The organism is Pseudomonas sp. Leaf129, from assembly GCF_001423465.1.
GTDB lineage: Bacteria > Pseudomonadota > Gammaproteobacteria > Pseudomonadales > Pseudomonadaceae > Aquipseudomonas > Aquipseudomonas coleopterorum.
The window spans coordinates 264,038-289,588 of record NZ_LMOC01000001.1 but is presented as its reverse complement, the minus strand read 5'-3'; the positions used below and the strand labels follow the sequence as shown (position 1 = coordinate 289,588).

Genomic DNA, 25,551 nt, shown 5'->3' with positions numbered 1-25,551 from the left:
GCATTACAGCCCGTAAGCCTCGATGGACGGCGCCATCTGCGATTTGTTGTAGTTCAGAACGGACCCATCGGGCTTGACCCCGTAGCGGTTTTCCAGCGCTTCCAGCGGTCGGCCGTACAAATGGAAATGCAGGGTCGCCTGCTCACCGTCGACCCGGATGCCGTGCAGGTCGTCGCCCAGGAACGATATGGACGTGCCGGGCTGCACGATCACTTCCCGGTCCAGCCGCAGCTCGGCGCGCGACGGATCGCTGCCATCGTCGACACGGCTGAACACCTGGTTCGACTCCTGCCCCTCGACCGCCACGATCACTGCCCAGGTCTCGTGGTTATGGGCAATGGTGCTTTTGCCGGGCAGCAAGGAGTTGACGTACAGCGTCGGTGTGTCGCCATCGTCGTTGAGGCGGTAGCGAAACTGGGTATTGCCCTCGCCTGCGGTGGGTGCGGGGAAGCGCTCGAAGTTGAACAGGTCGCGGCGCTCGGCCAAGCCTTCGAGCAAGGCAACGATCTGCTCCAGCGCCGGGCGGTCGACACCACGCTGGTGGATGGCACGAACTTTCTGAAGGAAGGGTTGTACTACGGAATCGGCAGTAGTCACGGTCATGATCGGGGCTCTCTGGTCGGGCATCGGTTCGGTTTGCGTCATCACACGGACACGCTGTAGCTGCGTAGGTTGCTCAGTACATCCGGGGCTGGCGGGTAATATCGGCGCGCTCCCTCACCCAGGGCATGGCGCAGGAATGCCTGGGTACGTTCGTTGCGGGGCCGCTGGAAGATTTGCTCGGCGCTGCCGGATTCGGCGATCCGCCCGTGCTCGGTGAAATACACCACGTCGCTGATGTCCTCGGCGAAGCGCATCTCGTGAGTCACCAACACACACGTCATGCCCTCCTCGGTCAGTTCGCGGATCACCGTCAGTACTTCGCCTACGGTTTCGGGGTCGAGTGCGGAGGTGACCTCGTCGAACAGGATCAGCTCCGGTCGCATCGCCAGAGCGCGAGCAATCGCCACGCGCTGCTGCTGCCCGCCCGACAGCTCGCCCGGGTAGGCATCAGCCTTGTGATCCAAGCGCACCTTGGCCAGTAGCTGCCGCGCCTCGTGCTCGGCATCGGCACGGGCACGCCCCAACACCTTGCGCGGCGCGATCACCAGGTTTTCCAGCACCGAAAGATGGGGAAAGAGGTTGTACTGCTGGAACACGAAACCCACACGCTTGCGCAGGGCAATGAACTCGGCCTCGCTGCTCAGGGCATGCACAGCCGTGTCAGCGACACGCAGAGTACCTGCCTGGGGTCTGAGTAGCCCAGTGATACAGCGCAGGATCGTCGACTTGCCCGAACCCGAAGGGCCGATGATCGAAACTGCCTGGCCACGATGCACGTCAAGGTCGATACCTTTGAGGACGGGGTTATCGGCGAACGCCAAATGCACGTCTCGCAGGCTGATCAAGGGTTCAGAAGGCATAGCGACGCTCCAGACGTTGGGTCAGGCGGGAAATCGGATAGCAGTAGGCGAAGAACAGCGCCAGCAGGCTGAAGTAGATCAGCACCGTGAAGCCGGTCAGGTTGACCGTGTTGCTGGCGATCTGCGCGGTGTCGATCACATCGTGCACGCCCACCAGCGAAGACAGCGCCGTGCCCATGGTCACCACTGCATAGAGGTTCATCCAGGGCGGCAGCATGCGTTTGAAACACTGCGGCAGGATGATCGAGCGGAAGATCTGCCCACGGTCGAACGCCAGCGAGCGTGCCGCCTCCCACTGGGTGCTGGGAATCGAACCGATCGCTCCGCGAAAGATCTCCGCCACATTGGCACTGGCCGGCAGGGCTAGGCCGACGGTCACCTTCAGCCAATCGGGAAACGGTAAATAGTGGCTGCCCACATGAATCTCGAAAGGGAACACGTAGGTGGTGAAGTAGATCAACACCAGCCAGGGCGCGTTGCGAAACACCTGAACCCAAAGCTTGGCCAACAGGCGCAGCGGCCCCAGTGGCGACATGGCCAAGGCCCCCACCAACAGTCCGGCAAAGGTACCCACAGCGATCGCGGTGACGCTGATCAAGATGTTCTGCAGCAGCCCGACGCCCAGGGCTGGCGACCACTGCCACAGCGCCGACAACACTTCAGTGACCATAGCCAGGCATCCTCAAGCGTTTTTCCAGGGCGCGACCGGCGCAGTTGACGAGAAAACTCAACAGGCCGAAGAACGACAGCATCAGGATCATCAACTCGATGACGTTGTCGCTCTGGGTCCAGATCATGATCGAGGCATAAGTGATGTCGTTCACCGCAATGGCCGAGGCCACGGCCGTCATCTTGACCAAGTCGATCAGGTTGTTGACCAGCGCGGGCAAGGCAAAGCGCACCGCCAGCGGCAACTGCACGTTCCACAGCAACTGACGCCGGTCGAACGCCAGCGAACTGGCGGCTTCGACCGTGACCGCAGGGACTGCCTCGATACCCGAACGCAGGGACTCGGCATGAAAGGCGCCCTTGTGCAGGGAAATCACGATCACCACCCAGGCAAACGGAGTCAGCGGATTGGCCGCACCTACCGCCTGGTTCAGGAGCATGTTCAGCACTAGAAAAGCGCAGTACAGCTGCACCAGGGTCGGCGTATTGCGAGTGACTTCGATGAAGACCCGCGCCGGTAGCGCCAGCCAGCGTTTGCCGCTGCTCATTGCTGCAGCTAATCCGACACCTGCCAACAGGCTGCCGACGATGGTCAGCACGCACAGGTAGAGGGTGGTCTGCGCGCCTTCGATAAGGTTGCCGCGCTGATAGGCGTCGAGCAGAAATTGATAGTTCAAACCGAGTTTCCGGGCGGCATCGACTAACCCCTGCAGACCCAGCGATTGAAAGGCGGCGACCACGGTCGAGTCGGTCATTTCGCCGCCTGCAAGGCAGGCGTGCCTTTATCATTTTCATGCAGCGCACGTAGCGCCGCCGACGGGCGCATGCCGGTTCGCTCGCCCCATGCCAGCAGCCAGCCGGAGCGACGCCAATCGCGCACGATCGCATCGATGCGCGCCCGGATGTAACCCTCGCTCTTGCGCATCAATGCGGCCCTACCCACCTCTGCGCATGACGTCGACACGTCGTCCAGGATATGCACGCGCTCGTCGGTGTACTGCGCACACGCGAAACGGTTCTTCATTATTGGGTTCCTGAAAGGATGGCCGATCAGGCGCCGTCTGCGCTCAGCTCTTTGTTCAGCTTCACCAGGGTCGGCGAGGCGGGCGTGATGTGGTTGTCGCGCTCGCGTTCGATCAGCCAGCCGCTGCGGTGCCAGCCCTTGACGATCGGGTCCAGGCGCGCCTGGGTGTCCGCCTCGCCGAGGCGAGTCCAGATCACCGAAGGCGCTGGATTGAGTTCCGGCGTCAGGGCGCGATAGCCCTGCCACTCGCCGCCGCGGGCCAGCAGTGGGTTGATCAGGGTGGCGTCATGCACTGCAGCGACGCAGTTGTTGCCGCGCAGGGCCAGCAACGATTCGGCAGAGCTCTTGAACGCTTTGAGATCCACACCCAGCTGCACCAAGGCTTGGGTATAGCTGCTGCCTTGCGACGTGCACACCGGCTGGCCCTTGAGGTCGGCCCATGTGCGGTAGGGACTGTCTGCCAACACCGCGGCCGTGCCGCCCACGGTATAGAACGGCGTCGGCACATGCCCCAGAAGCTTGTCGCGCTCCGGTGTCCATTCCATGTTGGCGATCAGGAGATCGACCTTGCCCTGTTGCAGGAACTGCACGCGGTTGGCCGGCAGCACCGAGACCAGCTCCACCTTGACGCCCAATTGGCGACCGAGGTCGTTGGCCATGTCGACATTGAAACCCACCGGCTGCTGCGTTGCCGGGTCTATGGCACCGAATGGTCCCCCGGAGAGCATGACGCCAACCACCAGACGGCTACGTTCATGGATCTTGTCCAGAGTCGCATCAGCGTGCGAGACAGCGGCAATGGTCAAGCCTGCGACAGCAGCCAGCGCAGGAACGGCCCGGAGGCGAAACGTGAAACGTGGCGACATGAAGTACTCCCCTAGAGCCGGAACAGCCGGCGCGATGAAGGGGCATGCTAGGGATTGGCAGGTCGGGAAGGAAATGCAAATATCTCATATTGTTATAACTCAAAGCCTGTATCGAATGACGCATTCGTGCGCGATCCCGAATTTACGGCACATTAAACGCTGCAGCAGAAGCCTTTACTGGAGAACACATAACGATGTCTAATCAATTAACATTGAAAGTTGATGGCCCGGCTCTGTCATGAGCTCTAGCACACTGGATCTCGAACTGCTGAAAACCTTCGTCGCCGTTGCCGACCACGGCAGTTTCGGCGCAGCCGGACAGCACCTTGGCCGTACCCAATCATCGGTCACCCAGCATCTTCAGCGCCTGGAACAGCAGGTGGGCGTCAGCCTGCTGCACAAGCAGGGAAGGCACAAAGCGCTGACCGACGCTGGACGCCAACTGCTCAGGCACGCACGGCAGATGCTGGCGCTCAACGACGAAGCGCTCGATCGACTGCGCGACAACAATCTTAGCGGTGTGTTGCGCATCGGCTCTCCACATGACATCGCCGAGACCATACTGCCGCCGATGCTCAGCCACATCGCCCGATCGGCGCCTAACCTGCGTCTGGAGATCGACGTCGGCCGCAGCCCGTTCCTGATGGACGACCTGCACCGCGGCAAGGTCGACATGGTGATTTCCACCCGCACCGACCCGACCCTCGAAGGGTTCGCACTGCGCACCTCACCGGTGTGGTGGATCTGCGCCGCGCATTACCAGCACGACGCTGCCCAACCGCTGCCGCTGGTACTGGTCGACGAGCCCAGTATCTATCGACGAATGGCCCTGCAAGCGCTGGAGGCCCACGACATCGCCTGGCGACAGGCGTACCTGGCGAGTAATCTGATCGGTATCAAGGCCGCTGTCCGCGCAGGTCTGGGGGTCACCGCGCGCAGCATGGAAATGGTCGGCCCGGACATGCGCGTGCTTGGCGAAAGCGACGGCCTGCCGCGCCTGCCTGATGTCACGTATCATCTGTGGATCCGACCCAACGCAGTGAACCCGCTGGTACACCGCGCCTACCAACTGATCAAGGTCAACCATGGAGTCTGAAACCACGATGAAAAAAGTCACTGCACTGCTTGCCTTCGCCACGCTGGGTGGCTGTGCCGCCTATAGTGAAAGAGGCACCGGTGAAGGCGGTCGCGAGATCGGCAACCATGGCTACACGGTACGCTGCGACGCAACGCCGGCAAACCAACCAGGTTGCTATTCGCCGCCTCCTTCTTTCTCGTGGCGGCCACTGGAGAACATCAAGTTCAAGCTGGGGCAGAACTGAATCCGGTACTCGCTTCGGTGCGCGCGGGTGTGGCCAATGTCGGGATGCATCGCGTCACGAATCCTTCATCGCAGAATCGAATTAGCAAAGGCTAAAAAAGTATTTCTGGTTCTATAGCCGCTTGGGTAGTCTCGCTTCACGAACCACCCGCCAGCAAGGATCCGTCATGCCACCTACCGAACACGTCGTCGACCTCGCCCACTACCGAAAACGCAAACAGGCGCAGCAGGCAGGACGCCTGATGTGGGCGCTGTACGCGCAGCAGGCTGGTGTAGCGGCGCAGCAATGGGCGCAGGCTGCTCGTCAGGCTCAAGAACATCGCCAGGCCTAGTTCATGAGTACGCCCACCGGTTTCCTGGAAACCAGCTTGTCGCCTTTGGTGGACATGACAACCAGTGCGGACGCCGACGAAGATGACACCATTGCGCAACGCGTGGCCATTCATTTGCAACGCCTGCGCTGCAAACGTCAGCTTTCGCTGGACGGCCTGGCACGAGCCAGCGGGGTCAGTCGGACAATGCTCGCGCAGATCGAGTCGGGCCGCAGCGTGCCGTCGATCAAGGTCCTGAGTAAGATTGCCAAGGCATTGAAGGTATCGGTAGCCGCGTTTCTGGACAGCCGCGAATTCGAGGGTGTCGCCGTGCTGTCGGCACGCCGCAGCAAGCGATTGGTCAGTGCCAACGGCGAGTTCGTCAGCCGTGCGCTGTTTCCGTTCGAAAAGGCCCGGCAGACCGAATTCTACGAGCTTCGGATCGCGCCATTGGGCGAGGAGCAGGCCCACGGCCATGGACCCGGTGTCCAGGAAAACCTGGTCGTCGCGCAGGGTGTGCTGGAGGTCAGCGTCAACGAAGAACGCTTTCTGCTTTCCACGGGAGATTCGATTCTGTTCTATGCAGACCAGCCGCATCGCTATCGCAACCCAGCCGACAGCGAAGCGCTGGCCTATCTTGTCGTGACGTATCCGGAACGGCTGGATTGAGCCGCCGCCTTCACCCGGCTCAGCAGGTGCAGCACATCATCGGCATGCCATTGCAGCTCATCATCATCGGCATGCTGCAATCGTTCATCATCTTGTTCATCAGCATGCAGCAGTTGCTCATCAGGTCCATGCTCATTCCAGCCACAGGCATCATCTTGCACATCATGCCGTCTGCCATCATGGTGCATTCCATCATGCACTTCATCATAGGCATGGCCATCATCGGTGCAGCCATGCTCATCTGATTCATGCACATCATCGACAGGTTGCCGCACTGCATCATCATCGGCATACCGCAGTTCATCATCATCTGAACCATGTCGCAGCTGTTCTTGAACATTGCCATGTCCATGCCGGCAGCAGGCTTCATCATGCACTGCATGCCCTCTTCCATCATCTCGCAGGTCATGGTCGCCATCATCATCGGCATGCCCATCATTGGCATCATCGGCATGTTGGCGGCATTCATCGACATCGGCATTTGCATTTGCATGGCATTCATCATTGGGTAAGTCCTCGAGCAGTCTGGATGATAGGGGTGAATCTGATGGCTGCGATTCTAGGGCTACACCCGATTGCCGCAAGCTGATGCTCCAGTGCTTCTTAAGCATTGGATGTTGGCGGTTTCGGTGGCCAGGCGAGCGAGACCGGCGTTATCGCGTGCGCTTCGGCGCAACGACGTTGGAGCGGGCGATAGGCACGGCGTATTCGACACTATGGATATAGGTATCGGAGCTATTCCCATAACGGAAATGCATAAATGTTCTAAGAATGCTTGCCTTTCCGTCGCGCCCAACGAATCGTTGCCAGGGGCACCAAGGTGCGAAACTCATCGGTGCTCCACTTGTTACCAGCTGTACCCTACTTTGGCGTAATAAAAAGCCCCGCTGTAGCCGTAGGGCGAAAACGTGCTGTAGGCCAAATTCCCGCCGCTGCTGGCATAGGCGTCCAGTTTTTCAGGATATTTGTCGGTAACGTTGTCACCGCCCAGCGTGAACAGCCAATTGCGGTATTTGTAATCCACTGCCAGATCCAATACCCAAGCGGCCGCAAACGTCTGGTCATTGACCTTGTCGGCTTGGTAACTGGTGAACTTTCCATAACGTACCAGCGTGCTGTGCAACCCCCAGTTGCCATAATTCAAGTCGTTGCTCAGGCTCAACTTGTGTTCAGGCGTGGTATCGCCCAGCAGACCACTTTTCTCGCGGCGGTCGACACGGGTCAAGTTGACCCCTAGCTGATCGAGAATGGCCGGATTGGCGGCGACATCGGTCACCTTGGTATGGCTGTAGTTGTAGCCAACGGTGCTGTTCCAGCGCACGCCATTGTCGAAAGCGTAGCGATAGTTGGCGACCAGATCGATGCCGTCTGTGCTGGTGTCGACCGCGTTGGTGAAATAACGGGCGCTGGTGTAATTGATGTTGCCGACACCGTTGGCCTGCAGGTACGACCGGGCGGCATCGTTGAGCACCAGGTTGGAGGACAGCGTGATTCGGTCGCGAATGTCGATCCGGTAGGCATCGGCGGTCAGGGTCAAATGGGTGCTGGGCTCGAAGACCACGCCCAGGCTGTAATTGCGCGACTTCTCGGCTTTCAGGTCCTGCGCGCCCAGCAACCCGGCCACCTGGCTGTTGGCCGGAAAGGTGCCAGCCTCCTGGACCGTGTTGCCGATCAGTTGCGAAGAGGTGTAGGTGAAGTTCTGCTGAGCCAGCGATGGCGCGCGAAAGCCGGTGGAGACGCTGGCACGCAGGGCCACGCTGTCGGTGAGGGCGAAGCGACCCGCCAGAGAGCCGCTGGTGTTAGAGCCAAAATCGCTGTAGTCCTCGTGGCGTACTGCGGCCGAAGCGCTGAGCCGGTCGCTGAGGTCGGTTTCCAGATCCAGATACTGGGCGAAATTGTGTCGGCTGTAGCTGCCGGCATCCGAGGCACGAAAGCCACCCAGGCCCGAACTGCCGCTCTGGTAGTAGGAGGCAGGGTCACCCGCGCTGATCTGATACCCCTGATGCAAGTACTCGGTGCCGAACGCCACCGACAGCGGATTGGGCAACCAGCCCACATCGAACTCCCGCGAGAGATCCAGGCTCAGTTGCTTCTGCTCGTTGGTCAAGGTGCCGTTATCGAAGGAGCGTGGCGTGGCCAGGCCGAGGGCCGTATTGATGGTGCGGGTACCGAGTTGGTACTGGTTCTGTCCGTAGTTGGCCGACACATCGTAATGCCAGTCGGCCCAACCCTCGCCGCGAATGCCCACCACGGCCGAGCGGTCCTCGAGGGTTCCGCGAATCAAGGGCAGATAACCCTCGGGATAAATGGACGGCAGGTTGTTCGAAGCGTTGCTGGCGCGGTAAAACGCGGCGGTCTCGCCACGGCGTTTGCTGTAGCCGCCGAAGGCATAGACCTGGGCGGAATCGTTGAGGTCGAACTCGCTGTTGAGCCACAGCTTGCCTTCGTCGGTAGAAGGCTCGCCCTGACGGAACACCCGCTGGCCGTATGTGGCTGAACCAATGCTGGCGGTCCGGTAATCGTCACCGGCACGGTTGGTGTAGTCGTTGTCGGCGCCTTCTGCCGTCAAATTGACGAAGCCGCGATCACCCAGGGCGAAGCCGGTGTTGCCGCTGAGCTGGCGCTGGATACCGTCGCCTTTCTTGTAGCTGCCGTACTTGGCCGATACCTGTCCGCCATGGTTGGCGTCCTTGAGGATGACATTGATCACCCCGGCAATGGCATCCGAGCCATACCGCGCGGCCGCGCCGTCACGCAGCACTTCGATGTGGTCCACCGAGGATAAAGGGATGGCATTGAGGTCGGTCGGCGCCGAGCCCCGACCCACGGCGCCGCCCAGATTGACGAAAGCACCGGTATGGCGACGCTTGCCATTGACCAGCACCAGTACTTGATCCGGTGACAGCCCGCGCAATTGCGCAGGCCGCGCCAGTTCAGCGCCGTCCACCAGGCTGGGGCGAGGGAAATTGATGGAAGGAATCAACCGCGCCAAGGCGGTTCCCAACTCGTCCGATCCGCCACTGCGCAGACTCTCGCCCGAAACGACGTCGATGGGCGACAGCGAGGTACTGGCCGTGCGTTGTTGGGTTCGAGTGCCGGTGACGATGACCGCGTCCAGCTGGCTGGCCTCGGCCTGCGCTGATACTTGCGGGTCAGCGGCCCACGCGGCGCCTGACAGCAGGCTGGTGGAAACGATGGCAAGCGACAAGCGGGTTCTACGATGAACAAAGTGCATGAACCACTCCCCTGGTTCGATGCCTGCCTGCAACAGGCAGACGTGGACGACCGATCCGGGGGAAACGGTGGCAATCATCCTTGATAAGTTAACTTCGGCAGTCCGATGGGATATAGCTTAAGGCTACTAAGCATCGATCTGAAATAACGTTTAGGCTTATGGATAGTTCGGGGTGCACCCACAGGGGGAAGACGTGCAGACGAGGATCGCCCTCCCCCAGGAGGACGCGAAAGATCCATGTGGACTGACCTCAAGGCTTCCAATGACCCCCTTCAACGATGACCAGATTGGGATCGGTGTCCGCTGGCAAGTCCTTGCGCACGTACTGGTCATAAAGCTTGAGCAGGGCTTTCTCTTCGCCAAGCTTTGCCAACTCCTCGTTCACCCAGTCGCGCAACTCGGTGTTGCCCTTCTTCACGGCCGGCGCGATAGGCGCTTCGTCACCCAGCTTCTCGGCAAGCACGCGATAGCCGGGGTTCTGCTTAGCCCAGTTGAACAGCACCAGGTTGTCCTGGGCGTAGGCATCGCCGCGGCCGCTGGCCAGGGCCTGCAGTGATTCGGAGTTCTTTTCGAACTTCAGCAACTTCCAGTCCGGGTGGTTCTTGGTCAACCACAGATCGGCCGTGGTGCCGGTGGTGACGATGGTGGTCTTGTCGGCCAGGTCATCGAGCTTCTGGACGCTGCTGCCATCGGCCACCAGCGCCTGCACGGCCACCCGCAGGTTGGGGTTGGTGAAGTCCACCACTTGGCTGCGCTCGGGTGTCACGGTCATGTTGGCCAGGATCAGGTCGACCTTGTCACTTTGCAGAAACGGTATGCGGCTGGCCGGCTCGACGCTGACGAACTCGATTTTCTTCTCGTCGCCCAGCAGGTCCTTGGCGAAGCGCTTGCCCAGGTCGGTGTCGAACCCGACGTATTCACCTTGCTCGTTGACGAAACCAAAGGGCGGCTTGTCGCTGAATACCCCGACGATCAGCTTGTCGCGGGCCTTGATGGTTTCCAGGTAGCTGGTCGCAGGCTTCGCCGTCGCGGCCGGGGTGGCGGCCTTGGGCTCGGCCGGTTTGTCGCAACCGGCCAGCAGTCCAAGGGCGAATACGGGTAGAACAAGGGCAGATTTGAAGTTCACGATGCTTTCCTTTTCGGCATGTTTTCTACATAGGAAAACCTTTCCAGGAACTGCTGCGCGCGTGCGGTCTGCGGGGCGCTGAAGAAGGTTTCGGGATCGTTCTGTTCCGCGATGCGGCCACGGTCCATGAACAGAATGCGGTCGGCCACCGCCCGGGCGAAGGCCATTTCGTGGGTGACGATGAGCATGGTCATGCCGCCCTGCGCCAGATCGAGGATCACCTCCAGGACTTCCTTGACCATTTCCGGATCCAGCGCAGCGGTGACTTCGTCGAACAGCATGACCTTGGGGTTCATGCACAGCGCCCGTACGATGGCGATCCGCTGCTGCTGGCCGCCCGAGAGCTCGCGGGGGTAGGCGTTGGCGCGCTCGGCCAGGCCAACCCGAGCCAGCAGCGCCTCGGCCTGCTGCCGCGCCTCCTGGGCATCGCGCTTCTGTACCTGCAGTGGCCCCAGCAGCACGTTCTGCAACACGGTCATGTGCGGAAACAGGTGATAGCTCTGGAACACCATGCCGATCTGCTGACGCACCCGGCGCCAGTCGGCATTGGCGGGCAGTCGCTGGCCATCGAAAGTGAAGGTACCGCTGTGACCCAGCTCCAAGCCGTTCAGGCAGCGCAGCAAGGTACTCTTGCCACAACCGCTGGGGCCAAGGATCACCACCACCTCGCCCTCGCTCACGCGCAGATCGATGTCGGTCAACACTGGTGTGTCGGCGAATTTCTTGCTGAAGCTTGCGAGTTCGATCAATGCGCTCATGCGTGATTCCAGCGCCGTTCGAGCACGCGGGAGGCGGCCGACAGCGGATAGCAGACGATAAAAAAGAAGACGAACAGAAACCCGTAGATCAGCACCGATTCGTAGGTGCGCTCGATGATCTGCTGGCCGACCTTGGTGATGTCGACAACGCCGATCAGTACCGCCAGCGAGCTGGTCTTGAGCAAACGAGTGCAAACGTTGATGACCGGCGGGGTAAGCCGCTTGAGCGCCTGGGGCAGCAATACCCGGCCGTACAACTGGCCCAGGTCCAGGCCGATGGCCAGGCCCGCTTCGCGCTGCCCGCGGGGTATGGAACGCAGCGCACCGCGCACGACCTCCCCAATCTCGCTGGCGCCCCACAGCGACAGCACCAGCACCGCGCACCAGAACGCAGGCAGGCTGACGCCGAAGAAGATCGGCAGGCCAAAGAAGAACAGGTACAACCAGACCAGTACCGGAATGGCGCGAAACAGCTCCAGGTAGACCCTCAGCGGCACGTCCAGCCAGCGTTTGCCGAGGCTGCGCAGCACGCCATAGAGCAGGCCGCCGATACTGCTGAACAGGATCGCCAATGCGGAAATACCCAAGGTGCGACCGGCCCCGGTGAGCAGTTGCGGTGCCGATACCCAGAGCAACTCAAGACCCGAACTGGCCATGTTGGAGCCTCCTTTCCAGCAGACCCAGCAGCAACGACAGCGGCAAGAACAACAACACACACAGGCCGGTCATCACCGCCAGCATCTCGTAGGTCTTGTAATACAGGGCGATGTAGCTCTTGGTGGTGTAGAGAATTTCCGGCACGGCAACGGCTGACACCACCGTGGTTTCCTTGAGCAGGAACACGAAGTTGGCGAACAGCGCAGGCAGGCTGAGAATGCCTGCCTGGGGCAGGATCACGTGGCGCAGCAGCTGCCAGCGCGACAGACCGATGGACAGCCCCGACTCGATTTGCGCCTTGGGCACCGCTTCGATACCGGCACGCAGGATCTCGGTCAGGTACGCACCCCCCATGAACGTCATGGCAATGACGGCCGCCGCGAAACCGGAAATCCGTACGCCCAGAGCGGGCAAGGCGAAATAGATGAAGAACAGCTGGATCAACAGCGGCGTGTTGCGGGCGAGTTCGACGTACAGCGGCACCAGCCGATGCAGCAGCGGAACCTTGAACGTGGCGATGGCCGCATTGAGCACCGCAACGGCCAGTGAACTCAGGATGGCTATCAAACCGACCTGCAGAGTGACGCCGACTGCCCGCACAAAGGCGGGAAGCGTAGACAGCGCAAACGCGTAGTCGAAAGTCATCGTCCGACCTTCGAACCGTTGGAAATGGACAAAGCGAACATCGGAAAGCGCCTGCGTATGACGTGCGGGCGGTGAGTGTAATCGACCGTTCCAGATCCAATTAATACTGAATAAACATAAGCTTAGACAGCGATCGCCATCTGTCCCTCAGGTAGCGGGCTTGTTCTGGTTCCCATGGCGCCCGTTTTGCTGACCGGTGCCTCGATGGCAACCTGAATCAACGTTACCGAGGCGATAGCCTGTCATGAAAGGTAACACCGTGATGATGAAACCCACCGAGGCCTGAGGCGTGAGCACGAGCGGGGATGTCTGGACAAGCAGGAAGCAGAGCTGAACGCGACCTGACCACTGCGATAAGACGAGCGATGAAGGTGTGGGAATGAAACGTGCATGATCACGTCAGCCCGCTGTCTTTTCACCGAGGGACCCTGCCCCATGCGCCATCTCGACACAGACTGTCTTGCCGCCTTCGTTGCGGTCATTGATTACGGCGGTTTCACCGCCGCCGGTGAGCGCATCGGCAAGACACAAGCGGCCGTGAGCCTGATGCTCGGTCGGCTGGAGGCCAGGGTCGGCCGCAAATTACTGGAGCGCTCACGTCGCGGAGTGACCCTGACCGAACACGGCGAACGCCTGATCGGCTATGCGCGGCGTATTCAGATGCTCGAAGATGAGGCACTCACGGCCCTCGAATGTGGCCAGGAAGCCACACGCATCCGCATCGGCATGCCGGATGATTACCTGGAGACCCTGGGCTGTGAACTGATGCAGGCGTTCACGCAGCGTCATCCTCATCTTCAGGTGGAAATCATCTGTGATTTTTCCTCGCGTCTGGAAGCGATGATTGCCGAAGGCAGCATCGATATCGCCATCATCACCCGTGCCAATGGCAAGCTGCAGGGCGAGCTGCTGCGCTGCGAACCGATGCTGTGGTGCGCATCGCCAGAACATTTTCCCGAACAACAACGCACCCTGCCGTTGTCGTTGTTCACCGACAGTTGCCGGGCAAGGCCGCAGATCATCGAAGCACTGGACCGCCTCGGTACGCCGTGGCGGGTGGTCAGTTCCTCATCGCATCTACCCGGGGTGATGCATGCCGTGCGTTTGGGTACGGCGGTCACGGTGCTGCCGGCGTCCGTGGTGCCGCCGGGCTGGCGAATTCTGCGCGGCGAGCAGCTTCCGGAACTGCCGAGCATCGAACTGGCGTTGCTGATGCCCGAGCATGCCTTGCTCAACACCCGCCGCCTGGCCCACTTCGTCCTTGACCGATTCCGGGCGGCGAATGCGCCTCACAGCAAGGCGATTGCGGCTTTGTAGCCGTCGAGCAGCATCTGCAGGGCCTCTTCGTCGTGGGCGAAGGTCAGGTAGACCCGGCCAAAGGCGAACGGCATGGTCATCACGCCCTGGCGACGCAAGGCCTTGTGTAGGGCGAGGGTCCAGTCGCTGTCAGCCACCTGCACGGCTCCGGCGTAGGTGAGCGGTGGTGTTGCCGAACGCCACAAGGTGAACACCGAGCCGTAGCCGGTGGTGCTGACCGCTATCCCCTTCTGCGCGAACGCAGCCACCAGATCGGCGCGCAGCTGGTCACCACGCGCAAGCAGAGCCGGGTAGTCAGCGCTCGCCAACTGTTTCAACGTGGCCAGTACCGCTGCGCATGCCGGAGGCGCGCCGCTGTAAGTCCCCGCACGGATGATCTTGCCCTGCTCGAACAACCCCATGTACTGCGGCTTACCCACCAAGGCGGCCACCGGCACTCCGCTGCCGATGGCTTTGCCGACGGTGGCCAGGTCCGCTTCGGCGCCCAGCAGGGTACCGCTCAGACCAGGATGCAGGCGCAGCCCCATCAAGACTTCGTCGAGGATCACCAGCGCACCATTGGCGTGGGCCAGGTCGCTGAGGTGTTTCAGGTAGCCGGGCGCCGGCACGATGCAGCCAGCATTGGCCAACACCGGCTCCACCACCACGGCGGCAATGTCGCCGCAGTCACGGAACAACTGCTCGGCGTCAGCGAAATCGTTATAGCGCAACAGCAGCATGCCGTCCTGTTCAGGGCGCTCGGTACCCGCCATTAGCGCCGCCGGTTGCCCGGCGTTGCCAAAGGCCACCGCGTCGTACCAGCCGTCGTAACCCGCGGCGAACTTGGCAATGCGTGTGCGGCCGGTGGCTACCCGAGCGGTTCGGCAAGCCAAGTGCACCGCTTCACTGCCGGTGTTGACGAAGATCACCTGGCTGAGCTCACCAGTGAAGCGGGCCAGCGCCGCGGCGGCACTCTCTTCGTCGGCATGCGCGAACGAGGGCATCGGGCCATTGCGCAGGGCGGCGCTGCTGGCCGCGACGACCTGGGCCTGGGCATGGCCTAGCATCGTCGCGCCAAAGCCCATGGCGGTATCGATATAGCGCACGCCCTGCTCATCCCACAGCCAAGGCCCTTCACTGCGGCGGACCCCGAAGGCCTGACCATCGATTTCAGGCAAAGCGCGGCCGCCGCTGGAAATTCCACCGATCAAATGTTTCATCTGCAATTCTCTACACAATGAGGGGGCTCAGTAGCCCATGACACGTGGCAGCCACTGGGTCAGGCCAGGGAAGAAGACCAGTAGGGCGATGGCGAATGCGGTGGCGATCCAGAACGGAATCAGCCGGCGCGATACGGCACCGATTTCGATGCGACCGACGTTGCACACCACGAAGATATTAGTGCCGATGGGCGGTGTGAACAGTCCCCAGCCCAGCGTCATGGTGAAGATCAGGCCGATCTGGTAGGGCTCGAAACCGGCGGCCTTCGCCACGGGGACCAGGATCGGCGCGAGGATGATCATTGCAGGGCCCAGATCGAGCCAGAAGCCCACCACCTTGAGTACCAGAATCACCAGCAGAATGGTCATCAACGGCCCGGTGTGCATATCGACGATCCACGACGCCACGGTGTGCGGTACCAGTTCGAAGGTCAGTATCCAGCCGAACGGCATGGCCACGGCCATGATGATCATCACCGAGCCGGTAATCGTCACCGCTTCGGTCACAGCAGGGAACAGATCACGCCAGCCCAACTGTCGGTAGATCACGGTGCCCACCGCCAGCGCGTAAAGCACCGACAGCGAGGCAGCCTCGGTAGCCGTGGCAAAGCCGGTCACGATCGAGCCCAGCACCATGATCGGCATCAGCAACGCCGGCAAGGCACCTAGCAGGTCTCGGCGCAGTTCGGCCCAGTCCATCTTGCCCTCGACCTTGGGAAAGTGCTCGCGTACGCCGACCACATAAGCCGTCACCATGAACACCGCCGCCAGCATGACCCCCGGGATGACCCCAGCCATGAACAGGCCGCCGATGGAGGTGTTGGTCAGCACACCGAACATGATCAGAATCACGCTGGGTGGAACGATGATGCCCAGGGTGCCGGACGCAGCGGTCACCGCGGCAGCGAAGGCCCGCGGATAGCCCCGCTCCTCCATCACCGGGATCATCACCTTGGCCACGGTGCCCGTGTCAGCGGTGGCCGAGCCCGTCAGGCCGCCATAGACAAAGGCGGTGGCAACGTTGACCAGGCCCAGACCGCCGCGCAGGCGACCGAAGCAATGCTCGGCAACACGCATGATGCGCAGGGTGAGCCCGCCGCGGTTCATCAACTCGCCCGCCAGCAGGAACAATGGAATTGAAGCGAGGGTGGACGAGTCGGCGCCGCGCAGGGTTTGCTGGGCGAGCCAAGCCAATGGCAGGTGCAGATCGCCGAACAGCAAGGCGGCAATGGTGCCACCCGCCATGGCCCACACCACCGGTAGACCGGCGAGCAACAGGCACACGAATGCCAGGAACAAGATCAGGACGGTCATGGGCGAACTCCGCTACGAGTCAGGCGGATCAGGCGGATCAGGCGGATCAGCGCCAGGACGGCAAGCATGGCGGCGGCACTGACCAGCGCTGCCGAGCTCAGGCCCGCCGGCCAGCGCAGCACCGGCGTCGGCGCCCAACCGGTGCGCGCGATGAACGCACTGCCGCTGTACAGCAACCAGCCGCTGATGCACAGCAGAGCCAGGCTGGCGAAGGCGTCCAGGCCTCGCTGCACAGAGGCTGGCAACAGGTTGGCCAGGCCTTGGAAGCGCACGTTTTCATGGCGGATCTCGGCAATCACGGTGCCGATGAAGGTCACCCAGATGAAGCCGAGGGTGGCGATCTCGAATGACCACTCGAACCCATGCAGGTTAAAATAGCGCGAGAACACCCCGGCCAGGATGGCCAGGAAGGTCACGGTGAACATCACCGCGCCGGCCACCGCCAACGTACGCTCCGGCCAGCCCTTGGGCGGCAGGTCCGGGTGTTGGGAAATAGACATGGTTACTGGCCCTGGGCGTCGCGACGCAACTGATTGACGAAGTCTTCACCCCAGACCTTGCCGAACTGGGCGTAGACCGGGCCGGCCAGCTCGCGGAACGGGCCGGTGTCGACCTCGTTGAACTTCACGCCCTTGGCTTCCATTTCGGTCTTGATCTTCGCGTAGACCGCTTCGAGCTGGGAGCGATACCAGGCGGTGGCGTCAACGACGGCTTTGTCCAGAGCGGCACGCTCGCTGTCGTCCAGGCCTTCGTAACGGTCTTTGTTGATGAACCAGAAGTTGGCAGACCACACGTAGTTGGACACCGAGACGTTCTTGGCCACTTCGAACCACTTCTGGTCGTAGAAATCGCGCAACTCAGGCTCGACCCCATCTACTACGCCCGATTGCAACGAGGTGTAGACCTCGCCGAACGGGATCGACTGGCCCAGGGCACCAAGCTGTTTGATGGTGGCCAGAATGACCGGGTTGGGCGGAGTGCGGATCTTCAGACCGTTGAGGTCAGCAGGCTTGAAGATCGGGTGCTTGCTGTTGGCGAACTGGCGAAAACCCGAGTCCAGGGCCGAGAGCATCACAAAGCCATGGTCTTGGCCCATGGTCAGGAATTTCTTGCCGGCCGGGCTATCCAGATAAGCATGGACCGCAGCGGCGTCCTTGAACAGGAAAGGCAGCGACAGGGCATTCAGGCGCGGGTCGATGCCGTCGGTCGAACCGCCCAGGCCGATATCGATCGCTCCGGCGCCGACCGAATCGACGATCGGGGCCTCGTCACCCAACTGGCCGTCTGGATAGAGCTGTACTTTCAGCTCGCCTTTGGTCTGTTCACTGACCTGCGCGGCGAAACGCACCATGGCCTGGTTGATCAGGCTTTCAGAGCTCGAGGCATGGGCCAGACGCAAGGTCTGCGCTGCCATCGCGCCGTTCGCGCCGATAAGCAGCGCCAGGCCGGTCAGGGCGCTGAGGGCGAGTTTTTTGCGGGGAAACGTTCCGAACATGGCGGCGACCTCTGGGTGAAATAGCGTCGAAGCTATTAATCACGACAGGTCGCTGGAGCGTCAATCGAGCGATGGCTATTTGCGATTAAGATCCGAAATGTGACCATACGATTATTTATGAAAGCGTGGGATCCCCCCGTAAAGCCTGGTCGGATCGACCCCGGGCACCAAACGCTCACCGGTCAAGCTCGCGCTGATCAAGCAGATGTAAAACCTCGACCACGACCACTTGAGCATCGCTTTCTGGGCTTCACCCAGGCTCATTTCGCTGCGGCTCATAGCCGGTCAGAATGGCAATCAATCCGATCCTCACCCTTTGATAATGGTTCTTATCTCGTTTAGATTAGCGTCTTTCTTTTCAGGACCCTTCCATGTTCGAGTTGCAGGCCGCGTCCTTCTGCATTCCCGAGTGCACCCTTCTGCACCCCCTCGACCTGACCCTGCCCCACGGCCAGATCATCGGCTTGATCGGGCACAACGGCTCGGGCAAATCGACCCTGATCAAGCTGCTGGCGCGCCAGCAAGCTGCCAGCCAGGGCACGGTGAAGCTCGATGGCGTGCCCCTGGCGGACTGGAAAAACCGCGAGTTCGCCCGGCAGGTGGCGTACCTGCCGCAGCAACTGCCGGCCGCCGATGGCCTGAGCGTCCGTGAACTGGTGCGCTTTGGCCGCTATCCGTGGCATGGCGCGTTGGGACGCATGAGCGAAGAGGACCATGCCCAGGTCGAACAAGCCCTGGAATTGACCCACACCCGCGCCTATGCCGAGCGCCTGGTGGACAACCTCTCCGGCGGCGAACGCCAGCGCGTCTGGCTGGCCATGCTGCTGGCGCAGAACAGCCGCTACCTGTTGCTCGATGAACCGACCTCAGCGCTGGACATCGCTCATCAGATCGAAGTGCTGGGCCTGATCCGTGAACTGAGCCACAAGCTGGACCTGGGCGTGGTCGTGGTGCTGCACGAGATCAACATGGCCGCGCGTTACTGCGATCACCTGGTGGCGTTGCACAGCGGGCGGCTACTCGTTCAGGGGCCACCGGCTGAGCTGATGAACGCTGAAGTGCTGGAGTCGATCTACGGCATCCGCATGGGGGTCATGGCGCATCCGGGCGATGGCTCGGCGATCAGCTTCCACTACTGAGCGCGACTGCCGGATTGAATCAGGCCGGTACCCTGGCGGGATTCACCTTCAGCGGGCAATTGCCGCACAGCTCGAGCTCGGGCAAGAGATAACGCACACAGCAGACCTTGCGTTCGCGGCGCAAGGTGGGTTGGCCGCTGGCGTCGTCGATGGGCAGGTAGCGCACCGGCTGGAACAGCGGGTTGCGGGTGCCATCGGGGCGTGTCTTGGTTTCCAGCAGAGCGCGGCCCGGCGCCAGGCGTTCGGCAGGCATGCCGGCCTTGGCCATCAGGTTGAGCAGGTTTTCGAAGTAGTTGCCGGCGTTGCTCCACAGCACCTTGGGCGAGAGTTTGGTCTGACTGGCCAGGGCCTGGAACAATGGCTGCAGATGATCGTCGAGCAGGCCTGCGAACAGCTCGAACGGCTCGTTCACATCGGCGGCGAACGGTGCGCCTTTGTCGCTCAGACGAAAGCCTTGCGGCAGCGCGCCTTCGTCCAGCAACAAGGCCGTGTCGGCCAGCCCCAGCGGCAGCCGCCAGCGCAACAGCAACGTGGCGCCCATCACCGGCGGCAACAGCTTGACGATGTAGTGCTTGGCCCACAACGACACCCAGGCACGGCGATCATCGCCGCTGTAGCGCTGACCGAATCGCCGTTGCAGCTCGGCGAAGGCATCGGGCGCCAGTAGCTCGTCGTACACCGTGGCTGGCCGCGGATCGTCGGCCAGCACCAACACGTCCCGGTAGGCTTCGAAATCGCCGCGAAACAGCGGCGCAAGCACGTCTATCATCAGCCCCTGGCACCTGTGGTCATGTGAGCAAGTGAATGAGAACCAGCATCATTCACCCAGCATATCCGATCCGCCGCTCGTGTTCAGCCATCACGCCGAGAGGCTTCGCCCGACCGCGCGGCGTGCGACGCTCGGGCGGGCCTGGTCGACGCCCTCCAGACGCTGCTCCAGAGCAGCGGCGATCTCTCCCGAACGAGCCGGCAGCACCGACAGCAGCGTGTCGCTCAGGCCATGGGAGTGCTGGCTGAAGCCCTGGATGAAGACCGGCGTTTCAAGCTCCGGGCGGGCGATCAACTGGTAGTCGCGGTCGACCCGGAAGTCGTCCAGGTAGTCCTTGAGCGGAGCGAGCAGTTCGCGATGCGAGCGACGCTCGTAACCGGTGGCCAGAATCACCGCATCGTAACGCCGCGCTTCGGTGCTGCCGGTGGCCAGGTCGCGCAGTTGCAGTTGCACGCGGCCATCGACGTCAGTGGCGCTTTCGATCATGCGTCGGCAGAGGAAACCATGGCGCTCGACGCCGGAGACTTTCTGGCGATAGAGCATGGCGTAGATGCGTTCGATCAGGTCCAGGTCCACCACCGAGTAATTGGTGTTGTGATACTCGCGGATCAAACGCTCGCGTTCGGTTTCGGGCTGATTGAACACCAGGTCGGTGTAATCCGGGCCGAAAATTTCGTTGACGAACGGGCTGTCGTCCGCCGGCTTGAGCACGGCGGCGCGCAGAATCATGTCGACCTGAACGTTGGGGTAGCTGTCGTTGAGGTCGATGAACGCCTCGGCGGCGCTCTGCCCTGCGCCCACCACCGCAATGCGCATCGGCTCGCCACGGCTGCAGGGTTGGGTGGCCATGGCCGACAGGTAACGGGCATGGTGGAACACCCGTGGGTCGTCCTTGAACGAGGCGAACGCCTGGGGGATCTTCGGCGTGCCGCCGGTGCTGACGATCACCGAGCGGGTCTGGCGCTGGACTTCGCGGCCCTGGTGCTGGCTGACCACGTTCAGGCGCTGCACCCGGCCATCCCCTTCCACGATCGGTTCGACCCGCAGCACCTGCTCGCCATAGCGGCTCTGCTCGGCGAACTGCTGCGCGACCCAGCGCAGGTAGTCGTTGTACTCCATGCGGCAGGGGTAAAAGGTGCCCAGGTTGATGAAGTCCACCAGGCGACCGTGGGCCTTGAGGTAGTTGACGAACGAAAAGCGGCTGGAGGGGTTGCGCAGGGTCACCAGGTCCTTGAGAAACGAAATCTGCAGTTCACTCTGGGCGACCAGGGTGTTGCCGTGCCAGCTGTAGTCGGGCTGACGCTCCAGAAACAGCGCGTCGAGGGGCCGCCCGCCCTGCTCCGCGCGCTCTTGCAAGGCGATGGCCAGGGCCAGATTTGACGGGCCGAAGCCGATGCCGATGAGGTCGTGGGGAGCCGTCGGGGTGAGGTGCTGCGTCATGTGACCGATTCCTTCCAGAAGAGGGTGTAGGAGCGAGGGCCGCAGGGTTGCCTGCGGCCTTCGGGTGACGTGTTCCTAGAAGACGCTCGTGGCCTCGGCAAATTTAGCCAACTCTGGTCGCCTGCCCCTTTCGATGGCCTTCAGTGCCTGCGCCAGATCGGCCATGAAGCCGGGGTGACGGACGATGTCCAGGTGGTGCGCACCCGCTACACAGCGCTGCTCGACCACCTCGACCAACCCGTTCCAGTCGCGCAAGCGCTCGCTACGGGTCAGGGAGTCCTCGGCCTGCCAGACGTGCGCCGCTATCGCCAGGGGTTCGAGCACATGGCGCGCGGCTTTCAAGCGCTTGTCGAGCAATGCCCATTGCTCGAACTCGCGGGAGAGCAGATCCGGTCCATCGCAGGGCAATTGGCCGTCGTGGGCCAGTACGTGCTCGGTCAACGCATCGCGTTCACGCGCGTCCATCAGCGTGAACAACACACGCCATTGCGTCGCCATGGCCGATCGCGCCAGCCAGTATTCCAGCAGCGGCTGCGCGCGATCCCGGGTGGCAGCGTCCAGTGGCTGACGTGGATGAAAGGGCACCGACTCGAACACGTCCACCAGGCCGAGGAACTCGACCTGGGCGCGCCCTTGCAGCAAGCGAGCGGTTTCCAGCGCCAGTTCGCCTCCGGATGACCAGCCGAGCAAGGCGCAGCGGCCCCCCTTGACGGTACGGACGATGTACTCGGCGTATTCGCTGGCCAGCGCCAGCACGTCGTAGCCACGCCAGCGCTGCAAGGTGTAGACATGGCTGACGAAACCATACACCGGCCGATCCTCGCCCAGTGCCGCCACCAATGGCTTGAATTCGCTGCTGTTGACGATCAGCCCAGGCAGACAGAACAGCGGCACGCCATGGCCGGAACGGCTCAGAAACACCACCTCGGGCTCGGCCACCGGCGGTGGTGTCAGACGCTCCGCCAAGGCAGCGAGGCTGGAGGCATTGAGCACGTCCGCCAGGGTCAGCTTGCGCTCGCCTTGCAGCCCCTGTTTGCGGATGCGCGCGAGCAGCTTGAGGCTGAGCAGCGAGTCGCCGCCCAGTTCGGTAAACGATGCGCTGCGTGGAATGTCGCTGCGTCCCAGCAGGTCGCACCACAGCTGCGCCAGGGCCTGCTCGGTCGGCCCTTGCGGGCCCTCGCGGGTCGGCAGCGCCGCCTCCGCTTTGGGCAAGGCCAGCCGATCGAGTTTGCCATTGGCGGTGAGCGGCAGTTGATCCAGCACGGTCCAGTGAGACGGCAGCAGCGCGTCCGGCACCTGGTCTGCCAGGGACTGGCGCAACGTGGTCACGTCGGTCTCAGCCGTCAGCACCACATAGGCGTGCAACTGGTGAGCGCCGTCTTCGCCGGCGACCGCGATCACCGCCGCCTCGCCGACGCCGGCCAAGCGGCGAATGGCCGTGGCGACCTCCCCCGGCTCGACGCGATAACCGCGAATCTTTACCTGATCGTCGCTGCGCCCCAGGTACTCCAGGCTGCCATCGGGCAGGCGCCGGACGCGATCACCGCTGCGGTACAACCGCACACCGGGCGCACCATAGGGGTCGGGCACATACCGCTCTGCGGTCAACTCCGCACGCTCCGAGTACCCTTGGGTCACGCCAACGCCACCCAGGTACAACTCACCGACCACGCCGTCGGCTACCGGGTTGAGGTAGGCATCCAGCACACGCGCCTGTACGCCGGGCAGCGGCGTGCCGATGGGCAAGGTTCGCGCGCGCGGGCGATCGGCATCGGCGGCGTTCTGGCACAGCGCACCGACCGTGGTTTCGGTAGGCCCGTAGTGGTTGAACACGCGCAGCTGTGGAGCAAGCCGGCGAATTTCATCGAGCAGCGCCCAGGACGTCGCTTCGCCGCCCAGGATCAAGGTGTGCCGCGGCAACACATGCAGCGGATCGCGGGCATTGAGCAGGGCCTGCAGATGACTGGGGGTGATCTTCAGCACGTCGCTGCCCTGCTCGCTCTGCCATTGGGCGAAGGCATCGGGGTCGAAGGCCTGCACTTCGTCGGCCAGGTGCAACGCACCGCCCTGGCTGAGAGCGAGAAACAGCACTGTGTGGCCGAGGTCGGCGGCCACTGTCGACACCATGGCGAAGCGGCTGTGCGCGGGCAACTGCAGGCGCTGGCCGACGCCCGCGACATAGGCGGCCAGGTTGGCACGGGTGGCGACGACGGCCTTGGGCGTGCCACTGGAGCCGGAGGTATAGATCAGGTACGCCGGCAGCTCGGGCACCGTACGCGGCCAAGGCAGCGGCGATGGCGGCGCGTCCAGGTCCAGATCCAGGGCCAGCCACGCAAGGTCCGGCACCTGGGGATCGGCGCCCAGCACCAGACAGACCCCGCTGTCGGCCAATACCGCCGCCTGCCGTTCTGTCGGCCAGCGCGGATCGACCGGCACATAGGCAGCACCACACTTGAGCACCGCGAGGATACCGACGACCATGGCCGGCGTGCGCGCGCTCAGCAGCGCCACCCGTGCGCCGGGCCCGACGCCCTGGGCGAGCAGGCGCTGGCCCAAGGCGTCGGCTGCGCGTTCGACCTGTGCACGGCTGAAACTCATGCCGGCGCCGGTCAAGGCGACGGCATCCGGGTCGAGCCGGTGCTGGTGGTGCCACAGGCTCACTACTTCCTGGGCCTCGACCGCCGGTTCGCCCTCGTCGCTCTCGTGCTCAACGGCCAGTTCGAGCAGCCGCCGTTCGGGCTCATGGCTCACCGCTTCGGTCAATGACAACAACTGAGCGGCGAAGCGTTCGATGCGTACGGCGTCGAACAGGTCGCACGCATAGGCGATCGACACCTCGATGCCTTCGGCGCGGTCGGTGAAGTCGACGCTCAAGTCGAAATGCACCTCCCCTGCGGTCAGCCCTTCCAGGCTCATGGACAGCTCGGCAAAACGCTGCGGACGGCTGGCCGGTTGCTCGGTGCACTTGACCTGAAACAGCGGATGGGTGCCGGCCTCGCGCGGCGGTGCCAGCGCCTGCACCAGTTGGTCGAACGGCAGGTGCGCATGTTCCTGGGCCTCGAAGAGGGTGCTGCGCACTCGATCCAGCAGCGCGCTGAAGCTCTGCCGCTCATCGACGGCGGTGCTCAACACGCTCAGGGTGGTGAAGTAGCCCACCACGCGCTGGGTTTCGGCGCGGGTGCGGTTGGCCAACGGCGAGCCGATGCGCACGCGGTCGGCGCTGCTCTGGCGGGCCAGCAGCAGCTTGAGCACGGCCAGCATGGCCATGAACGTGGTTGCCCCCTGCGCCTTGGCCAGGCTGCGCAAGCGCGCGCTGGTATCGGCGGACACCTGCACCCGGACGCTGGCACCGCGGGCATCGCGCTGTGCACTGCGTGGACGGTCCAGCGGCAGCGCCAGGGGCGTGTGATCATCGCTCAGTTGCTGGCGCCAGTAGTCGAGCTGGCGCGCCTGTTCGCCCGCCTCCAGCCAGCGCCGCTGCCAGCCGGCGTAATCGGCGTAGTGCACGGGCAGCGCCGGCCACTGCGCGGCGTGGCCTTGGCAACGCGCGGCATACGCGGCAGCCAGGTCTTCGATGATCAGGCCGATGGACCAGCCGTCGGCCAGAATGTGGTGCAGCACGATCACCAGACGATGCTGCTGCGCATCCAGGCGGTGCAGCTCCAGACGCAGCGCGGGGGCGCCCATCAGATCGAAAGGCTCCTGGGTCAATACCCGAGCCCGCTGCTGCGAGCCGGCTTCGTCCAGTTCCAGGCACACCAGCGCTTGGAACTGATGCGGCTGAATGCATTGCTGCGGCTCGCCCTCGGTGTCCTGGGCGAACGAGGTGCGCAGCGCTTCGTGCCGGGCACGCAGATCGTTGCAGGCCTGCTCCAGGGCCTGGACGTTCAGCGGGCCACCCAGGCGCAATACGCCCGCCAGGTTGTAGGCCGGGCTGTCGGGCTCGCGCTGCCAGGCGATCCACAGACCGCGCTGGGCCAGCGACAGCGGCGCTGTGGGCGAGCGCGGCACCGCGACCATGGGCAGGTCGGTGAAGCGCATGCCGTTTTCCTCGAGCCGAGCCAGGAAGGCCTGGCGACGCTCGGGGCTCAGCTCGGCAAACCGGTGGGCGATTTGATGCGGATCGATACTCAT

General features: G+C 62.7%; 25 protein-coding genes. 5 read left to right on the top strand and 20 right to left on the bottom strand.

The window, feature by feature from the left end:
• Positions 1-3: 3 nt before the first annotated feature.
• Genes ASF66_RS01355 through ASF66_RS01330 form a run of 6 tightly spaced genes read right to left on the bottom strand, consistent with a single transcriptional unit; the run spans position 4 to position 4,022 of the window.
• Positions 4-603 carry a hypothetical protein gene (locus ASF66_RS01355; RefSeq protein ID WP_056843391.1) on the bottom strand — a complete coding sequence of 200 codons (600 nt, stop codon included), beginning with the start codon at positions 601-603 and terminating at the stop codon, positions 4-6.
• Between the two features lie 41 nt (positions 604-644).
• Positions 645-1,463 (bottom strand): amino acid ABC transporter ATP-binding protein, encoded by an 819-nt coding sequence (locus ASF66_RS01350; RefSeq protein ID WP_056842412.1) that lies wholly within the window; start codon positions 1,461-1,463, stop codon positions 645-647.
• Positions 1,453-2,133: an amino acid ABC transporter permease gene (locus ASF66_RS01345; RefSeq protein ID WP_082484365.1), complete on the bottom strand. Its 681-nt coding sequence runs from the start codon at positions 2,131-2,133 to the stop codon at positions 1,453-1,455. Before ASF66_RS01345 ends, ASF66_RS01350 begins: the two co-directional genes overlap by 11 nt.
• The gene (locus ASF66_RS01340) at positions 2,123-2,887 is read right to left on the bottom strand and encodes an amino acid ABC transporter permease (protein ID WP_082484363.1); all 765 of its coding nucleotides are present in this window, start codon (positions 2,885-2,887) and stop codon (positions 2,123-2,125) included. Before ASF66_RS01340 ends, ASF66_RS01345 begins: the two co-directional genes overlap by 11 nt.
• Positions 2,884-3,156 carry a hypothetical protein gene (locus tag ASF66_RS23125; protein WP_056842410.1) on the bottom strand — a complete coding sequence of 91 codons (273 nt, stop codon included), beginning with the start codon at positions 3,154-3,156 and terminating at the stop codon, positions 2,884-2,886. The genes ASF66_RS01340 and ASF66_RS23125 overlap by 4 nt, the downstream gene beginning before the upstream one ends.
• A 26-nt stretch (positions 3,157-3,182) precedes the next feature.
• The gene (locus ASF66_RS01330) at positions 3,183-4,022 is read right to left on the bottom strand and encodes a transporter substrate-binding domain-containing protein (RefSeq protein WP_056842409.1); all 840 of its coding nucleotides are present in this window, start codon (positions 4,020-4,022) and stop codon (positions 3,183-3,185) included.
• 238 nt (positions 4,023-4,260) lie between these two features.
• Between ASF66_RS01330 and ASF66_RS01325 the strand changes: the two genes are divergently transcribed.
• Both ASF66_RS01325 and ASF66_RS01320 read left to right on the top strand, forming a co-directional pair.
• Complete coding sequence (locus ASF66_RS01325) at positions 4,261-5,118, top strand: LysR substrate-binding domain-containing protein (RefSeq protein WP_056842408.1); 858 nt, start codon at positions 4,261-4,263, stop codon at positions 5,116-5,118.
• Positions 5,108-5,344: a hypothetical protein gene (locus ASF66_RS01320; RefSeq protein ID WP_156463108.1), complete on the top strand. Its 237-nt coding sequence runs from the start codon at positions 5,108-5,110 to the stop codon at positions 5,342-5,344. The genes ASF66_RS01325 and ASF66_RS01320 overlap by 11 nt, the downstream gene beginning before the upstream one ends.
• Positions 5,345-5,480: 136 nt before the next feature.
• Here ASF66_RS01320 and ASF66_RS22380 read toward each other — a convergent pair whose 3' ends face one another.
• Positions 5,481-5,657 (bottom strand): hypothetical protein, encoded by a 177-nt coding sequence (locus ASF66_RS22380; protein WP_156463107.1) that lies wholly within the window; start codon positions 5,655-5,657, stop codon positions 5,481-5,483.
• A 72-nt stretch (positions 5,658-5,729) separates the two neighbouring features.
• Between ASF66_RS22380 and ASF66_RS01310 the strand changes: the two genes are divergently transcribed.
• A complete protein-coding gene (locus ASF66_RS01310) occupies positions 5,730-6,323 on the top strand; it encodes a helix-turn-helix domain-containing protein (RefSeq protein ID WP_236707057.1) in 594 nt (197 codons plus the stop codon).
• A gap of 19 nt (positions 6,324-6,342) precedes the next feature.
• Here the strand turns inward: ASF66_RS01310 and ASF66_RS22805 are convergent, their stop codons facing one another.
• The 6 genes from ASF66_RS22805 to ASF66_RS01275 all read right to left on the bottom strand — a co-directional run bounded on the left by ASF66_RS22805 (position 6,343) and on the right by ASF66_RS01275 (position 12,744).
• On the bottom strand, positions 6,343-6,828 hold the full coding sequence (locus ASF66_RS22805; RefSeq protein ID WP_082484360.1) for a hypothetical protein: 486 nt from the start codon (positions 6,826-6,828) through the stop codon (positions 6,343-6,345).
• A 342-nt stretch (positions 6,829-7,170) separates the two neighbouring features.
• Positions 7,171-9,558, bottom strand: a complete 2,388-nt coding sequence (locus ASF66_RS01295) for a TonB-dependent receptor plug domain-containing protein (RefSeq protein WP_056842404.1) — start codon at positions 9,556-9,558, stop codon at positions 7,171-7,173.
• A gap of 250 nt (positions 9,559-9,808) precedes the next feature.
• On the bottom strand, positions 9,809-10,684 hold the full coding sequence (locus tag ASF66_RS01290) for a transporter substrate-binding domain-containing protein (protein WP_056842403.1): 876 nt from the start codon (positions 10,682-10,684) through the stop codon (positions 9,809-9,811).
• Complete coding sequence (locus ASF66_RS01285) at positions 10,681-11,442, bottom strand: amino acid ABC transporter ATP-binding protein (protein WP_056842402.1); 762 nt, start codon at positions 11,440-11,442, stop codon at positions 10,681-10,683. Before ASF66_RS01285 ends, ASF66_RS01290 begins: the two co-directional genes overlap by 4 nt.
• Positions 11,439-12,098, bottom strand: a complete 660-nt coding sequence (locus ASF66_RS01280; protein ID WP_056842401.1) for an amino acid ABC transporter permease — start codon at positions 12,096-12,098, stop codon at positions 11,439-11,441. Before ASF66_RS01280 ends, ASF66_RS01285 begins: the two co-directional genes overlap by 4 nt.
• Positions 12,079-12,744: an amino acid ABC transporter permease gene (locus ASF66_RS01275; protein WP_056842400.1), complete on the bottom strand. Its 666-nt coding sequence runs from the start codon at positions 12,742-12,744 to the stop codon at positions 12,079-12,081. The genes ASF66_RS01280 and ASF66_RS01275 overlap by 20 nt, the downstream gene beginning before the upstream one ends.
• Before the next feature lie 435 nt (positions 12,745-13,179).
• On the opposite strand from ASF66_RS01275, the gene ASF66_RS01270 reads away from it, so the two are divergent.
• Positions 13,180-14,061 carry a LysR substrate-binding domain-containing protein gene (locus ASF66_RS01270; protein WP_056842399.1) on the top strand — a complete coding sequence of 294 codons (882 nt, stop codon included), beginning with the start codon at positions 13,180-13,182 and terminating at the stop codon, positions 14,059-14,061.
• Here ASF66_RS01270 and ASF66_RS01265 read toward each other — a convergent pair.
• From ASF66_RS01265 to ASF66_RS01250, 4 genes are read right to left on the bottom strand one after another with little or no spacing between them, the layout of a single operon-like run.
• A complete protein-coding gene (locus ASF66_RS01265; protein WP_056842398.1) occupies positions 14,034-15,260 on the bottom strand; it encodes an aminotransferase class III-fold pyridoxal phosphate-dependent enzyme in 1,227 nt (408 codons plus the stop codon). The genes ASF66_RS01270 and ASF66_RS01265 overlap by 28 nt on opposite strands.
• 27 nt (positions 15,261-15,287) lie before the next feature.
• The gene (locus ASF66_RS01260) at positions 15,288-16,574 is read right to left on the bottom strand and encodes a TRAP transporter large permease (protein ID WP_049859998.1); all 1,287 of its coding nucleotides are present in this window, start codon (positions 16,572-16,574) and stop codon (positions 15,288-15,290) included.
• Entirely contained in the window at positions 16,571-17,074 is a 504-nt protein-coding gene (locus ASF66_RS01255; RefSeq protein ID WP_056842397.1) for a TRAP transporter small permease, read from the bottom strand. The genes ASF66_RS01260 and ASF66_RS01255 overlap by 4 nt, the downstream gene beginning before the upstream one ends.
• A 2-nt stretch (positions 17,075-17,076) precedes the next feature.
• The gene (locus tag ASF66_RS01250; protein ID WP_049859996.1) at positions 17,077-18,069 is read right to left on the bottom strand and encodes a TRAP transporter substrate-binding protein; all 993 of its coding nucleotides are present in this window, start codon (positions 18,067-18,069) and stop codon (positions 17,077-17,079) included.
• Positions 18,070-18,440: 371 nt separating this feature from the next.
• On the opposite strand from ASF66_RS01250, the gene ASF66_RS01245 reads away from it, so the two are divergent.
• On the top strand, positions 18,441-19,208 hold the full coding sequence (locus tag ASF66_RS01245) for an ATP-binding cassette domain-containing protein (protein WP_056842396.1): 768 nt from the start codon (positions 18,441-18,443) through the stop codon (positions 19,206-19,208).
• A gap of 19 nt (positions 19,209-19,227) precedes the next feature.
• Here the strand turns inward: ASF66_RS01245 and fhuF are convergent, their stop codons facing one another.
• The 3 genes from fhuF to ASF66_RS01230 form a co-directional block, all read right to left on the bottom strand.
• Complete coding sequence (fhuF, locus tag ASF66_RS01240) at positions 19,228-19,977, bottom strand: siderophore-iron reductase FhuF (protein WP_056842395.1); 750 nt, start codon at positions 19,975-19,977, stop codon at positions 19,228-19,230.
• 90 nt (positions 19,978-20,067) lie between these two features.
• Positions 20,068-21,417, bottom strand: coding sequence for a lysine N(6)-hydroxylase/L-ornithine N(5)-oxygenase family protein (locus tag ASF66_RS01235; protein WP_056842394.1), 1,350 nt, complete (start codon positions 21,415-21,417; stop codon positions 20,068-20,070).
• Between the two features lie 75 nt (positions 21,418-21,492).
• Positions 21,493-25,551: a non-ribosomal peptide synthetase gene (locus ASF66_RS01230; protein WP_056842393.1), complete on the bottom strand. Its 4,059-nt coding sequence runs from the start codon at positions 25,549-25,551 to the stop codon at positions 21,493-21,495.

Bases quoted from the DNA above. Each gene is read 5' to 3' on its own strand.
- ASF66_RS01355 (WP_056843391.1), bottom strand. From the start codon at position 603: ATGACCGTGACTACTGCCGATTCCGTAGTACAACCCTTCCTTCAGAAA.
- ASF66_RS01350 (WP_056842412.1), bottom strand. From the start codon at position 1,463: ATGCCTTCTGAACCCTTGATCAGCCTGCGAGACGTGCATTTGGCGTTC.
- ASF66_RS01345 (WP_082484365.1), bottom strand. From the start codon at position 2,133: ATGGTCACTGAAGTGTTGTCGGCGCTGTGGCAGTGGTCGCCAGCCCTG.
- ASF66_RS01340 (WP_082484363.1), bottom strand. From the start codon at position 2,887: ATGACCGACTCGACCGTGGTCGCCGCCTTTCAATCGCTGGGTCTGCAG.
- ASF66_RS23125 (WP_056842410.1), bottom strand. From the start codon at position 3,156: ATGAAGAACCGTTTCGCGTGTGCGCAGTACACCGACGAGCGCGTGCAT.
- ASF66_RS01330 (WP_056842409.1), bottom strand. From the start codon at position 4,022: ATGTCGCCACGTTTCACGTTTCGCCTCCGGGCCGTTCCTGCGCTGGCT.
- ASF66_RS01325 (WP_056842408.1), top strand. From the start codon at position 4,261: ATGAGCTCTAGCACACTGGATCTCGAACTGCTGAAAACCTTCGTCGCC.
- ASF66_RS01320 (WP_156463108.1), top strand. From the start codon at position 5,108: ATGGAGTCTGAAACCACGATGAAAAAAGTCACTGCACTGCTTGCCTTC.
- ASF66_RS01310 (WP_236707057.1), top strand. From the start codon at position 5,730: ATGACAACCAGTGCGGACGCCGACGAAGATGACACCATTGCGCAACGC.
- ASF66_RS22805 (WP_082484360.1), bottom strand. From the start codon at position 6,828: ATGATGAATGCCATGCAAATGCAAATGCCGATGTCGATGAATGCCGCC.
- ASF66_RS01295 (WP_056842404.1), bottom strand. From the start codon at position 9,558: ATGCACTTTGTTCATCGTAGAACCCGCTTGTCGCTTGCCATCGTTTCC.
- ASF66_RS01285 (WP_056842402.1), bottom strand. From the start codon at position 11,442: ATGAGCGCATTGATCGAACTCGCAAGCTTCAGCAAGAAATTCGCCGAC.
- ASF66_RS01280 (WP_056842401.1), bottom strand. From the start codon at position 12,098: ATGGCCAGTTCGGGTCTTGAGTTGCTCTGGGTATCGGCACCGCAACTG.
- ASF66_RS01275 (WP_056842400.1), bottom strand. From the start codon at position 12,744: ATGACTTTCGACTACGCGTTTGCGCTGTCTACGCTTCCCGCCTTTGTG.
- ASF66_RS01270 (WP_056842399.1), top strand. From the start codon at position 13,180: ATGCGCCATCTCGACACAGACTGTCTTGCCGCCTTCGTTGCGGTCATT.
- ASF66_RS01265 (WP_056842398.1), bottom strand. From the start codon at position 15,260: ATGAAACATTTGATCGGTGGAATTTCCAGCGGCGGCCGCGCTTTGCCT.
- ASF66_RS01260 (WP_049859998.1), bottom strand. From the start codon at position 16,574: ATGACCGTCCTGATCTTGTTCCTGGCATTCGTGTGCCTGTTGCTCGCC.
- ASF66_RS01255 (WP_056842397.1), bottom strand. From the start codon at position 17,074: ATGTCTATTTCCCAACACCCGGACCTGCCGCCCAAGGGCTGGCCGGAG.
- ASF66_RS01250 (WP_049859996.1), bottom strand. From the start codon at position 18,069: ATGTTCGGAACGTTTCCCCGCAAAAAACTCGCCCTCAGCGCCCTGACC.
- ASF66_RS01245 (WP_056842396.1), top strand. From the start codon at position 18,441: ATGTTCGAGTTGCAGGCCGCGTCCTTCTGCATTCCCGAGTGCACCCTT.
- fhuF (WP_056842395.1), bottom strand. From the start codon at position 19,977: ATGATAGACGTGCTTGCGCCGCTGTTTCGCGGCGATTTCGAAGCCTAC.
- ASF66_RS01235 (WP_056842394.1), bottom strand. From the start codon at position 21,417: ATGACGCAGCACCTCACCCCGACGGCTCCCCACGACCTCATCGGCATC.
- ASF66_RS01230 (WP_056842393.1), bottom strand. From the start codon at position 25,551: ATGAGTATCGATCCGCATCAAATCGCCCACCGGTTTGCCGAGCTGAGC.